The sequence below is a fragment of the Bradyrhizobium sp. 186 genome (assembly GCF_023101685.1).
Classification (GTDB): domain Bacteria; phylum Pseudomonadota; class Alphaproteobacteria; order Rhizobiales; family Xanthobacteraceae; genus Bradyrhizobium.
Map to the genome: position 1 here is coordinate 4,711,491 of NZ_CP082164.1, position 12,617 is coordinate 4,724,107.

The following is a 12,617-nucleotide window of genomic DNA, read 5'->3' on the forward strand; positions in this document are numbered from 1 at the left end:
TTCGCAATATTGTCGCGTGAACCGGAGTTTCGTACAACGGCCACAGCCGAAGCGTCACGCGACGCATGTCCGAGGAATGAGCATTGCCCAATATCATCTATGGCATCAAGAACTGCGACACCATGAAGAAGGCGCGCGCGTGGCTCGACACCCATGGTGTCGCCTACGAGTTCCACGACTACAAGTCGGCCGGCGTAGAGCAGGATAAGCTCAAGGAGTGGAGCGACAAGCTCGGCTGGGAGACGCTGCTCAATCGCGCCGGCACGACCTTCAAGAAGCTGCCCGAGGCCGACAAGGGAGGGTTGTCCGAGAAGAAGGCGCTGGCGTTGATGCTAGCGCAACCATCGATGATCAAGCGGCCGGTGCTTGAAATCGGCGGTAAGCTCCTGGTCGGCTTCAAGCCGGATATCTATGCGAAGGAAGTCGGCGCCAAAGAATCAGCGCCGAGGAAGTCGGCACAAAGTCGCGCTGATGGCTAATTCAGCTCGATGATCTCGGTGGTGACGTTGGGGCCGGACTGGTCGGCGAACTCGACCAATTCGGCAGCCGCGATACGGCCCGGTGCGCGATGAAAGAGATCGCGGTCGATCACGGCGCGCGATTTCGGGCGCGGCAGCGCGTCATTTCCGCGCATCAGATTCTTGATCTCGAAGCCGCCGTCCTCGCAGAAGGTCTTGAGCGATGCGATGACGTGGCAGATCTTGCCGTCGGCCTGGAACGGCAGCAACAACCGTTCATAGGCGACGATACGCCCGTAGATGTCGTCGACGTCAGCAACGCTGTAGACCGGAAGCCCGCGCGCCACGCATTCATAATAAACCGGCATCACGAAAGGCACGAGTCGGGGGCCGATATACTCATCCAGCAGAACGCCCTTGCCGGTATGTCCATAGGCGCGCGAAATGCGCGTGCCTTCGCTCTGGATCGTCAGGCGCGGTGTCGGCGTCGAGGCGTCCACCGTATAATAGATGAGATCGGACAGCTCTTCCTCCAGCCGCGCCGGCTGATACTCCCAGATTGCCGGTGCGATCTGCTGGCGCGCATAAAGTCTCAGCCACGTGTTCAGGAGATCACGCTGCCTGATCGACTTGACTGCGGAGGGAGCGGCGCTTGCGAAATCCAAAACAATATTCCCAGCGATAAAAACCCGCACATGATCCCAGTTGCGGGAAAATTTTCTATGAAGGCTGGCGCGCGGAACGAAAGACCGTTAACGACGACTTGATGACCGGTGCCTTGCGAACCGGGAGGCCGGGCAGGCGCGACATCGAAACACCTCCGACTAAGGGAGCATTTGTATCCCAGCCGGAGGCCTGATCTGCTCAGCTTTCCGCCTTGCCTAACCCCCGTCACCTCCGGCATATTCCGCGCCCGGAGGCGGCGTTCCGGATAGGCTCTAAAGGCCTCCGGAAAGCCGAAGCAACAAGGACAGCCACGCGCGGCCAGCGCGTCGTGCGGGCAGGGGGAAATCTGTTTGGCCGATGAGTTCATTCTCGAAACGGAAGGCTTGACCAAGGAGTTCGCGGGCTTCTTTGCCGTCCGCGACGTTGCGCTCAAGGTTCGTCGTGGGAGCATTCACGCGTTGATTGGCCCGAACGGGGCCGGCAAGACGACGTGCTTTAATCTCTTGACCAAGTTCCTCAAGCCGTCAGCCGGGAAAATCCTGTACAAGGGGCAGGATATCACCGCGATGGCGCCGGCCGACGTGGCGCGCATGGGACTGGTACGTTCGTTCCAGATTTCGGCGGTGTTTCCGCATCTCACCGCGCTTGAAAACGTTCGCGTCGCGCTCCAGCGCCAGCACGGCAGCTCGTTTGATTTCTGGCGCTCCAAGTCCGTGCTCAATGGCTTCAACGATCGCGCGCGTGAACTGTTGAACGATGTTGGCCTCAGCGAGTTTGCCAATACGCCCGCGGTCGAAATGCCCTATGGGCGCAAGCGGGCACTTGAGATCGCAACCACGCTCGCGCTCGACCCGGAGATGATGCTGCTGGACGAGCCGATGGCCGGCATGGGCCACGAGGATATCGACAAGATCGCGGCGCTGATCAAGCGCATCTCGGCGAAGTACACCATCCTGATGGTCGAGCACAATCTGAGCGTCGTGGCCAATCTCTCCGACATCATCACCGTGCTGACGCGCGGGCAGGTGCTTGCGCAGGGCCATTACAGCGAACTCACCAAGGACGAGCGCGTCAAGGAAGCCTATCTGGGAGCGGGTCATGCCTGAGACTGCGATTGCGGAAGCTCCGGCAAAGGCTGCGACCGGCGGCAACATCCTTCAGGTCCGCAACCTGGAAGCCTGGTACGGCGAATCCCACATCCTGCACGGGATCAATTTCGACGTGAATGCAGGGGAGGTCGTTACCCTGCTCGGGCGTAACGGCGCCGGCAAGACGACCACGCTGAAGTCGATCATGGGCATCATCGGCAAGCGCACCGGCTCGGTGAAGTTCAACAACCAGGACATCATCCGCACGACCTCGGACAAGATCGCGCGGATGGGTATCGCGTTCTGCCCGGAAGAGCGGGGAATTTTCTCCAGTCTCGACGTGCGGGAGAACCTGCTGCTGCCGCCGGTGGTACGTGCAGGCGGATTGCCGCTCGAACAGATCTTCGATCTGTTTCCGAACCTGAAGGAACGCCTCAACAGCCAGGGAACCAAGCTGTCCGGCGGCGAGCAGCAGATGCTCGCGATCGCGCGCATCCTGCGCACCGGGGCCAGCTTCCTGATGCTGGACGAGCCGACCGAAGGTTTGGCGCCGGTCATCATCCAGCAGATCGGTCACACCATTGCGCGGCTCAAGAAGGAGGGCTTCACGATCCTCCTGGTCGAGCAGAACTTCCGGTTCGCGTCCACCGTCGCCGACCGCTATTATGTGGTCGAGCACGGCAAAATCATTGACGGATTTTCCAATTCGGAGCTCGCCGCCAATATGGACAAGCTTCATACCTATCTCGGCGTATGACCTTTCTGCGAAAGATCGGGCCGAGTGAAGAATAGCCTCGAGTGAAGAATAATCTAAGGAAGGGATTTGGGAGCGAACCATGAAGCATAGCATTTCAGGGATGTTGCTTGGTGCGGCGCTGGCGATCGGCGCAACGAGCGGGGCAGTCGCGCAGGACAAGACGATCAAGATCGGCGTGCTCACCGACAATTCGGGGCTCTATGCCGACCTGGGCGGCCCCGGCTCGACGGTGGCGGCGCAGATGGCCATCGAGGATTCCGGGCTTGCAGCCAAGGGATGGAAGATCGACCTGATCTCCGCCGACCATCAGAACAAGCCCGACATCGGCTCCGCGATTGCCCGGCAATGGATCGACGTCGAGAAGGTCGACATCTTCATGGATGTCTTGAACTCCGGCGTTGCGCTGGCGGTCAACAATATCGTCAAGGAGAAGAATTCCATCCTGATCGACACCGGCGCGGCGACGTCGGATCTCACCAACGCGCAATGCTCGCCGAATACGATCCACTGGGTCTACGACACCTACATGCTCGCGAACAGCACGGGGCAGGCGCTAGTGAAGGCGGGCGGCGACACCTGGTACTTCCTGACTGCGGACTATGCCTTCGGACATGCGCTCGAGCGCGACACTGCTGCGGTCGTGGTGAAATCGGGCGGCAAGGTGATCGGCACCGTCAGGCATCCCCTGAATACCGCAGACTTCTCCTCGTTCCTGCTTCAAGCGCAGGCGTCGAAAGCTAAGGTCATCGGCATGGCGAATGCCGGCGGCGACACCACCAACACGATCAAGCAGGCGGCTGAATTCGGCATCGTTTCGGGCGGCCAGAAGCTCGCCGGCCTCCTTCTCTTCATCACTGACGTTCACGCGCTCGGCCTGAAGGTGGCGCAAGGGCTGAACTTCACTGAAACCTTCTATTGGGACATGAACGACGGCACCCGTGCCTTCTCTAAGCGCTTCTCCGAGCGCATGAAGAACAAGGCGATGCCCTCGATGGTGCAGGCCGGCGTCTATTCGGGCCTGATCCACTATTTCAAGGCGCTGGAGGCGATGGGCGGCAATCCGCACGACGGGGCCAAGGCGGTCGCCAAGATGAAGGAGATGCCGACGGACGACGCGCTGTTCGGCCAGGGTACGATCCGCGTGGACGGCCGCAAGCTCCATCCTGCCTATCTGTTCGAGGTCAAGAAGCCCGAGGAATCCAAGGGCCCCTGGGACTATTACAAGCTGATCGGCACGACCCCGGGTGACCAGGCCTTCCGACCGCTCTCGGAGAGTGCTTGTCCGTTGGTGAAGAAGTAAGACCAGCCGCGCCCGCGGGCGTAGCCCTGTGAAATGACTTAACGAGACCGGGTACGAGATCGATCGATGCAGGCTCTTTTTGCTCAGCTACTGGTAGGACTGATCAACGGCTCGTTTTACGCGCTGCTCAGTCTCGGGCTTGCCGTGATCTTCGGCATGCTCAACATCATCAATTTCGCCCATGGCGCGCTCTACATGATGGGCGCGTTCGTCGCCTATTTTCTGCTCAACAATGATTATCTCAGTATTGGCTACTGGCCAGCATTGATCGTCGCTCCGATTGTCGTCGGCATTTTCGGCATGATCCTGGAACGGACCATGCTGCAATGGCTGACCGGGCTCGACCATCTCTATGGCCTGCTGCTGACCTTCGGCATCGCGCTGATCGTGCAGGGCGTGTTCCAGAACTACTTTGGTTCGTCCGGCCTGCCTTACGCCATTCCGGATCAGCTCAAGGGCGGGATGAATCTCGGCTTCATGTTCCTGCCCGTCTATCGCGGCTGGGTCGTCATCTTCTCGCTGGTGGTGTGCATTGCGACGTGGTTCCTGATCGAGAAGACGCGGCTCGGCGCCTATTTGCGCGCCGCGACGGAAAACCCGACGTTGGTGCGCGCTTTCGGCATCAACGTGCCGCGCATGATCACGCTCACCTACGGATTGGGCGTCGGCCTTGCTGCGCTCGCCGGCGTGCTCTCGGCGCCGATCAACCAGGTGCGGCCGCTGATGGGCGCCGACCTCATCATCGTCGTGTTCGCGGTGGTGGTGATCGGCGGCATGGGTTCGATCATGGGATCGATCATCACCGGCTTCGCGCTCGGCGTGATCGAGGGCCTGACCAAGTATTTTTACCCCGAGGCCTCCAACACCGTCGTGTTCGTGCTGATGGTGCTGGTACTCTTGGTGAAGCCAACGGGATTGACGGGAAGGGCGGCCTGATATGACAGCCTTGACGGACGATACGCTGCCGGTGACCCCGCGCGCGATGCGCGACGAGATGATCGTATTCGCTGTGATGGCACTGCTGCTGGCCTCGGTGCCATTCAGCGGCGTCTACCCGTTCTTCGTGATGCAGGCGCTGTGCTTCGCGCTGCTCGCATGTGCCTTCAATCTTCTGATTGGCTATGGCGGCCTGCTGTCGTTCGGTCACGCGATGTTCTTAGGCACCGCCGGTTATTGCAGCGCGCATGCGCTGAAGGTGTGGGCGCTGCCGCCGGAGCTCGGTATCCTCGTCGGCGTCGCTGGTGCTTTCGTCCTCTCGATCGTGACCGGCTACATCTCGATCCGCCGCCAGGGCATCTATTTCTCGATGATTACCCTGGCGCTGTCGCAGCTGCTGTACTTCATCTACCTCCAGGCGCCGTTCACCCATGGTGAAGACGGCATCCAGGGCATTCCGCAGGGACACATGTTCGGCATCTTCGATCTCTCGAAGCCGACCGTCCTCTATTATGTCGTGCTCGTCGGCTTTCTCGCCGGCTTCCTGCTGATCTACCGCATCATCAATTCGCCGTTCGGCGAAGTCTTGAAGTCGATCCGCGAGAACGAGCAGCGGGCGATCTCGCTGGGTTACCGGACCGACCAGTACAAGTTCCTGGCTTTCGTCCTGTCGGGCACGCTGGCCGGCTTTGCCGGATCGCTGAAGGTGTTCGTGGCGCAGAATGCCTCGCTCACCGACGTGCATTGGTCGATGTCGGGCGAAGTTGTGCTGATGACGCTGGTCGGCGGTCTCGGCACCATCTTCGGGCCTGTAGTCGGCGCCTTCGCGATCATCGCCATGCAGCAATATCTGGCGAGCTTCGGCCAGTGGGTGACTGTGATCCAGGGCTCGATCTTCGTGATCTGCGTGCTCACCTTCCGCCGCGGCGTGGTCGGTGAAATCGCGCACTACTTCCGGCGCTCACTCTAAGCTTTTGATTTATATCAAACTTATCTGTTGCGTGAAAGCGGTGGATGATCCGGCTCCGCGGGCGTGAGGTGGCACGCGCGCGGATCGAAAATGGTCTATGAAAGTTTTGTGACGGCCGGTTCGGGCCGGGCCATTTCCAACCGGTAGCCTATCCCCATGATGCGATGGTTTCGCGCTTTCCTGCCCAAGGAAGAACGGTTCTTCGACCTGTTCGACCGCCATGCCCAGACCGTGATCCAGGGTTCGATCGCGCTTCAGGGGATGCTGAACGGCGGCGAGGAGACGCCGGTCTATTGCCAGCGCGTCAACCAGTTCGAGAACGACGCCGACAACATCACCCGTGAGGTGCTGACGGCGGTGCGCCGCACTTTCATCACGCCGTTCGATCGCGGCGACATCAAGAACCTGATCACGTCGATGGACGACGCCATCGACCAGATGCAGCAGACGGCCAAGGCGGTGATGCTGTTCGAGGTCCGCAGCTTCGAGCCGCCGATGCGGGAGATCGGTGGGCTTCTGATCGAATGCGCCAACCTGGTGGGGCGCGCGCTGCCGCTGATGCAGGCGATTGGTCCAAACGTCGCCATGCTGACGGCGATCACGGAGGAACTGACCAAGTTGGAGGGCCGCGTCGACGATCTCCACGACATTGGCCTGAAGGAGCTGTTCCTGAAGCACCGTGACGGCAGTGCGATGAATTTCATCGTCGGCGCCGAGATCTACGACCACCTGGAAAAGGTGGCCGACCGTTTCGACGACGTCGCGAACGAAATCAACAGCATCGTCATCGAGCAAGTTTAGGACAGGGGCCGCGCCGTGGATGCTGCGTTGGGTCTTCCCGTCCTGGTCGGACTGATCGCCGTCGCGCTGCTGTTCGACTTCCTGAACGGCCTGCACGACGCCGCCAATTCGATCGCGACCATCGTCTCGACCCGCGTGCTGCGGCCGCAATTCGCGGTGCTCTGGGCCGCGTTCTTCAATTTCGTCGCCTTCATGGTGTTCGGGCTGCACGTCGCCGAGACCATCGGCACCGGCATCATCGATCCCGCGATCGTCGATGCGCAGGTGATCTTCGCGGCCCTGGTCGGCGCCATCGTCTGGAACCTCGTGACCTGGGCGCTCGGCATCCCATCGTCGTCGTCGCACGCCTTGATCGGCGGCCTCGTCGGCGGCGGCATGGCAAAGGCCGGGATTTCGGCGGCGGTGTGGAGCGGATTGACCAAGACTGTGCTGGCGATCGTGCTGTCGCCGCTGGTCGGCTTCCTCTTGGCAATGATGCTGGTTGCGATCGTGTCCTGGGCCTCGGTGCGCTCGACGCCGTTTGCCGTCGATCGCGCCTTCCGCATCCTGCAATTTGCTTCTGCCTCGCTCTATTCGCTCGGCCACGGCGGCAACGACGCGCAGAAGACCATGGGCATCATCGCCGTGCTGCTCTATTCGCAGGGCCATCTCGGCAGCGAATTCTCTGTCCCGTTCTGGGTGGTGCTGTCCTGCCAGGCGGCCATGGCGATGGGCACGCTGATGGGCGGTTGGCGCATCGTCCGCACCATGGGCCTGCGCATCACCAAGCTGACGCCGATGCAGGGCTTTTGCGCCGAGACCGGCGGCGCAGCGACCCTGTTCATGGCGACCTACCTCGGGGTTCCCGTCTCGACCACCCATACCATCACCGGCGCGATCGTCGGCGTTGGCGCCGCCCGCCGCCTCTCGGCGGTGCGATGGAACGTCGCCAGCTCGATTGTCTACGCCTGGGTGATCACGATGCCGGCCTCGGCGATCGTTGCCGCGCTGACCTGGTGGGCGGTCAAGATCTTCGTCAGGTAACCAGTTTCAGCCCGACAATGCCGGCGACGATCAGTCCGATGCTCGCAAGGCGAAACGCGGTCGCCGGCTCGCCGAACAGGATGATGCCGAGCGTCGCGGTGCCGACCGCGCCGATCCCGGTCCAGACTGCATAAGCGGTTCCAATCGGAAGCGATTTGAGGGCGAGGCCAAGCAGGATGATGCTGCCGGCCATGGCCCCGAGCGTGAGGACGGACGGGACAAGCTTCGTAAAGCCCTCGGTATATTTGAGGCCGATCGCCCAGGAGATCTCCAGAAGACCTGCGACGAACAGGATGCTCCAGGCCAGGACGACCTCCGTTCAAGGCAGGGTCGTCCCCGCGGGTGATGTGCTGATGGGCAGGAAGGCCGTCCCTCCCAAGCCTGATCCCAAGCCCGATATGGGGCTGGCCGGAGGGCTCCGCAATCAGCAAATGAGGCTTGATCAGGCCCATTTTCCCTGCCAAACGCTGCGCCATGTCCGACATCGCCATCCCAGCCGAATCGCCGGCTCGTTCCCCGCTTGCCGCTGAAGTATCGCGGCGGCGAACCTTTGCGATCATCTCGCACCCGGACGCCGGCAAGACCACGCTGACCGAAAAGCTCCTGCTGTTCGGCGGCGCGATCAATCTCGCCGGCCAGGTCAAGGCCAAGGGCGAGCGGCGCAACACGCGCTCGGACTGGATGAAGATCGAGCGGGAACGCGGCATCTCCGTCGTGACCTCGGTGATGACCTTCGAATTCGAAGGCCTCGTGTTCAACCTGCTGGACACGCCGGGCCACGAGGACTTTTCGGAAGACACCTATCGCACGCTCACCGCGGTCGATTCCGCCGTGATGGTGATCGACGCCGCCAAAGGCATCGAGGCGCGCACCCGAAAGCTGTTCGAGGTCTGCCGTCTTCGCGACATCCCGATCATCACCTTCATCAACAAGATGGACCGCGAGAGCCGCGACGTGTTCGAGCTGCTCGACGAGATCGAAAAGACGCTGGCGCTCGACACCACGCCGATGACCTGGCCGGTCGGCCGCGGCCGCGACTTCCTCGGCACCTATGACGTGGTCAATGGCGGCGTGCGCCTGCTCGAAGGCGGCGGCGCCAAGACCGGCGCCGCGCAGCAGATCGAGATCACCGAGCTGGCCAAGCTCAACGCCAATCTCGACGTCTCGGCGGTGAGGGACGAACTCGAGCTCGTCACCGAGGCCTCCAAGCCGTTCGAACTCGAGGCCTTTCGCGAGGGCCATCTGACGCCGGTTTATTTCGGCAGCGCGCTGCGCAATTTCGGCGTCGGCGATCTCTTGGAAGGGCTCGGAAAGTTTGCGCCTGAGCCGCGCGCGCAGGAGAGCGACCAGCGCAAGGTCGAAGCAACCGATCCGCGCATGAGCGCCTTCGTGTTCAAGATCCAGGCGAACATGGATCCGAACCACCGCGACCGCATCGCCTTTGCGCGGCTGTGCTCCGGAAAGCTCAGCCGTGGCATGAAGGCCAAGCTGGTGCGCACCGGCAAGAGCATGCCGCTGTCGAGCCCGCAATTCTTCTTCGCGCAGGACCGCTCGGTGGCGGATGAAGCTTTTGCCGGCGACGTCGTCGGCATTCCCAATCACGGGACGCTGCGCATCGGCGATACCTTGACCGAGGGCGAGGATTTCAACTTCGTCGGCGTGCCGAGTTTCGCGCCGGAAATCGTCCGCCGCGTCCGGCTGACCGATGCGATGAAGGCGAAGAAGCTGAAGGAAGCGCTCCAGCAGATGTCGGAAGAGGGCGTGGTGCAGGTGTTCCGCCCACGCGACGGTGCGCCGGCGCTGGTCGGTGTGGTCGGCGCGCTGCAGCTTGACGTGCTGAAGGCGCGGTTGGAGGCCGAATATGCCCTGCCGGTCGAATTCGAGGTAAGCGAGTTCCAGCTTGCGCGCTGGGTCGCCTCGGATGACCGCAAGAAACTCGACACCTTCATCGCCGCCAACACATCGAGCATCGCCGACGACGTCGATGGCGATCCCGTGTATCTGGCCAGGAACGAGTTCTATCTCGGTTACACCCGGGAGCGCGCCGAGGGCATCGAGTTCACCAACGTCAAGGACGTCAAGAAGAAGAGCTAGTGTTTCCCAGACGTTGCCCGTGAAGCAGGATGGCAACGCATAGCGAGGTCGGCGGTCATGAGGCGGCGCAATTTCATCATGCTCGTTGCAAGCGCGGCGGCCTACCCGCTTGGCACGTCCGCGCAGGGTAATGTGCGGCGAATCGGTGTGATGGCGGGAGGCAAGCCCAGTGATCCGGAAAGCCAGGCCAGCTACCAGAAACTGAGGCAGCGTCTAGGTGAACTTGGTTGGGAACAGGGACGCAACATCCAGATCGAATATCGTTGGTGGGCCGGCGATCCGGCTCTTGCGGATGCTCAGGCGGCTGAGCTGGCGGGATTGCGTCCGGACGTGCTCCTGGCAATCAGTACTCCGTCCGTGGAAGCCTTCAAGCGACACGCGCAGACGTTGCCGATTGTGTTCACGGTAGTTGCCGATCCCGTGGGTGCCGGTTTCGTTCAAAGTTTGGGCAAGCCGGGTGGAAACATTACGGGCTTCACAACTTTCGAACCTGAAATGGCTGGCAAGTGGCTGCAACTGCTCAAGCAGGCGGCACCAGAGATACGAAGGGTCGCCGCAGTTTTCAATCCGCGAACAGCTCCCATGATCTTGATGCCGTCCGTGGAAGCTGCCATTCCGGCAGTCCAGCTCCAGCTGGTTCCGGCACCGGCGCACAACGCGACCGAGCTCGAACAGGCGATTTCCCGCTTTGCAGAGCAGCCACACGGCGGCTTGCTGATCTTTCCCGACGCGTTTCCACTCGTTCACCGGCAATTGATTCTAGAATTGGCGGCCACCCACCGTCTGCCGGCGATGTATCCGTTCCCTTTCTTCGTCACGGAAGGCGGGCTGATGTCGTACGGAGTCTCGATTTCGCACCTTGTCGGCCGCTCGGCGGACTATGTTGACCGCGTCTTGAGAGGAGCGCGTCCGGCAGATTTGCCAGTCCAGCAGCCGAATGAATTCCAATTCCTGCTCAATCTCAAGACAGCCAACGCGTTGGGACTGAGTGTACCTCCCACGCTGGTGGCACAAGCCGATCAAGTCGTTGAGTGAAGCGGGTTTGCTGTCCCGACTGAGCCTGCTCCGCCTCGGAGCGGCTACTTTGCATGGGATTGTTGTCCCAATTCTGGCGGCAAGCCCGTCGTCGCATCGCGGCAAGCCTTGTCCCTTTCACAACCGTCGCCAACTGTCGTGCAAATGCCATTACGGTCTCAGCACATGTGGCGCTGCATTCTTGTTCTCCTCTTGCTGGCAACAACCTCGATCTCCGCCGACGCGCGGCCGCGGCAGATCAATCCGATCCCGTTTTCGCACGAGCCGTGCAGCGTGCTCGACAACCGCCCTTGTACGCCGTCCTATTGCAGCGTGCTCGAGCACGGCCCCTGCATTCCCGAGATCGACTATCCCTACGGCCAGAATCTCCAGCTCACCATCGAGAGCGTCCCCTCCGAGGTTGACCGCGCCAAGTATCAGAAGCCGGGTCACGATCTCGATACAATCGGCGACCTCTTCGCCGAACTGCGCGCCTGCTGGTCGCCGCCATCAGACAATGGGCGCGCGGGCATGCAGATGTCGGTGCGGTTCAGCTTCAACAGGGCGGGTGGCCTGATCGGCCCGCCGCGCCTGACCTATGCGACCGCAGGCGTCCCGGCCGTTATCCGAACGACCTATCTCGACGCCATCAACACGTCGCTGAACGCCTGTCTGCCGCTGAAATTCACCGGCGGGCTCGGTGGAGCTTTGGCGGGGCGGCCGATCGCGATCCGGTATGTCGACAATCGGGAGCTCAAGAAGTAATCCGACATAGGCTCTGTCTCCTCACCATGAGGGGGCATCAGTTGCGACCGCCGCCCAATCAATGATACGCCATGTGTGTGGGCGCTGGTTGAGGGGAGGACGTCGTGGGTCTGCTGGTCATGATCCTGGGGCTTGCGCTGTTTTTTGCGGCGCATGTGTTCACCACCAAACGCGAGGCGCGCGCGCAGGCGGTCGCGAGACTGGGCGAGGGGACCTACAAGCTCCTCTATTCGCTGGTATCGCTCGCCGGCCTCGCGCTGATCATCTGGGGCTTTGCGCATTATCGGGCGACCGGCTGGATCGACGTCTGGTATCCGCCGAAAGCAATGAAGCACATCGCGCTCGCGCTGATGCTGCCCGCCGTGATCCTCGTGGTCGCGTCATATCTGCGCGGCCGCATCTATGCGACGCTGAAGCATCCGATGCTGGCGGGCATCAAGCTGTGGGCGGCGGCGCATCTCCTGGCCAACGGCGATCTCGGCTCCATCATCCTGTTCGGTTCGTTCCTCGGCTGGGCGGTGTATGATCGCATTTCGCTGAAGCACCGCACCGATAGCGGCGGTCCACCGATACCTGTTGGCGGCGTCAGCAACGATCTGATCGCGGTCGCGGTTGGCGTCGTCGCCTATCTGGCGCTCGCCTTCGCGTTCCATCCGGTCGTGATCGGTGTTCCCGTCATAGGGGTCTAGCCGCAGCCGATCAGCGCAAGACACGACTGCGTGCCCATGCGCGGAAGGTGACAAAA

General features: G+C 61.6%; 14 protein-coding genes. 12 read left to right on the plus strand and 2 right to left on the minus strand.

The genetic code is table 11. The features are described from left to right. Nucleotides 1-83 precede the first annotated feature (83 nt). The gene (locus tag IVB18_RS22455) at nt 84-479 is read left to right on the plus strand and encodes an ArsC family reductase (protein WP_247991125.1); all 396 of its coding nucleotides are present in this window, start codon (nt 84-86) and stop codon (nt 477-479) included. Here the strand turns inward: IVB18_RS22455 and IVB18_RS22460 are convergent. After that, a complete protein-coding gene (locus IVB18_RS22460; RefSeq protein WP_247991126.1) occupies nt 476-1,123 on the minus strand; it encodes a hypothetical protein in 648 nt (215 codons plus the stop codon). The two genes, IVB18_RS22455 and IVB18_RS22460, sit on opposite strands and share 4 nt — an antisense overlap. Before the next feature lie 351 nt (nt 1,124-1,474). On the opposite strand from IVB18_RS22460, the gene IVB18_RS22465 reads away from it, so the two are divergent. The 7 genes from IVB18_RS22465 (at nt 1,475) to IVB18_RS22495 (ending at nt 7,999) form a co-directional block, all read left to right on the plus strand. Continuing rightward, on the plus strand, nt 1,475-2,230 hold the full coding sequence (locus tag IVB18_RS22465; protein ID WP_247991127.1) for an ABC transporter ATP-binding protein: 756 nt from the start codon (nt 1,475-1,477) through the stop codon (nt 2,228-2,230). Further along, nucleotides 2,223-2,969 (plus strand): ABC transporter ATP-binding protein, encoded by a 747-nt coding sequence (locus tag IVB18_RS22470; protein WP_247991128.1) that lies wholly within the window; start codon nt 2,223-2,225, stop codon nt 2,967-2,969. Before IVB18_RS22465 ends, IVB18_RS22470 begins: the two co-directional genes overlap by 8 nt. Before the next feature lie 79 nt (nt 2,970-3,048). Then, nucleotides 3,049-4,269, plus strand: a complete 1,221-nt coding sequence (locus IVB18_RS22475; protein ID WP_247991129.1) for an ABC transporter substrate-binding protein — start codon at nt 3,049-3,051, stop codon at nt 4,267-4,269. 66 nt (nt 4,270-4,335) lie between these two features. After that, entirely contained in the window at nt 4,336-5,205 is an 870-nt protein-coding gene (locus tag IVB18_RS22480; RefSeq protein WP_247991130.1) for a branched-chain amino acid ABC transporter permease, read from the plus strand. A gap of 1 nt (nt 5,206) precedes the next feature. Then, nucleotides 5,207-6,175 carry a branched-chain amino acid ABC transporter permease gene (locus IVB18_RS22485; protein ID WP_247991131.1) on the plus strand — a complete coding sequence of 323 codons (969 nt, stop codon included), beginning with the start codon at nt 5,207-5,209 and terminating at the stop codon, nt 6,173-6,175. Between the two features lie 156 nt (nt 6,176-6,331). Continuing rightward, nucleotides 6,332-6,976 carry a DUF47 domain-containing protein gene (locus IVB18_RS22490; RefSeq protein ID WP_247991132.1) on the plus strand — a complete coding sequence of 215 codons (645 nt, stop codon included), beginning with the start codon at nt 6,332-6,334 and terminating at the stop codon, nt 6,974-6,976. Between the two features lie 15 nt (nt 6,977-6,991). After that, a complete protein-coding gene (locus IVB18_RS22495) occupies nt 6,992-7,999 on the plus strand; it encodes an inorganic phosphate transporter (protein WP_247991133.1) in 1,008 nt (335 codons plus the stop codon). On the opposite strand, the gene sugE is transcribed toward IVB18_RS22495, so the two are convergent. Next, nucleotides 7,992-8,306 carry a quaternary ammonium compound efflux SMR transporter SugE gene (gene sugE / locus IVB18_RS22500; RefSeq protein WP_027569634.1) on the minus strand — a complete coding sequence of 105 codons (315 nt, stop codon included), beginning with the start codon at nt 8,304-8,306 and terminating at the stop codon, nt 7,992-7,994. The two genes, IVB18_RS22495 and sugE, sit on opposite strands and share 8 nt — an antisense overlap. 167 nt (nt 8,307-8,473) lie before the next feature. Here sugE and IVB18_RS22505 point away from each other — a divergent pair, with 167 nt between their 5' ends. From IVB18_RS22505 to IVB18_RS22520, 4 genes are all read left to right on the plus strand, one after another. Then, nucleotides 8,474-10,093 carry a peptide chain release factor 3 gene (locus tag IVB18_RS22505; protein ID WP_247991134.1) on the plus strand — a complete coding sequence of 540 codons (1,620 nt, stop codon included), beginning with the start codon at nt 8,474-8,476 and terminating at the stop codon, nt 10,091-10,093. A gap of 57 nt (nt 10,094-10,150) precedes the next feature. Then, nucleotides 10,151-11,128: an ABC transporter substrate-binding protein gene (locus tag IVB18_RS22510; protein ID WP_247991135.1), complete on the plus strand. Its 978-nt coding sequence runs from the start codon at nt 10,151-10,153 to the stop codon at nt 11,126-11,128. Nucleotides 11,129-11,293: 165 nt separating this feature from the next. Continuing rightward, nucleotides 11,294-11,872 (plus strand): hypothetical protein, encoded by a 579-nt coding sequence (locus tag IVB18_RS22515; protein WP_247991136.1) that lies wholly within the window; start codon nt 11,294-11,296, stop codon nt 11,870-11,872. A gap of 104 nt (nt 11,873-11,976) precedes the next feature. Further along, nucleotides 11,977-12,561, plus strand: coding sequence for an NnrU family protein (locus tag IVB18_RS22520; RefSeq protein ID WP_247991137.1), 585 nt, complete (start codon nt 11,977-11,979; stop codon nt 12,559-12,561). The last annotated feature ends 56 nt before the right edge of the window (nt 12,562-12,617 follow it).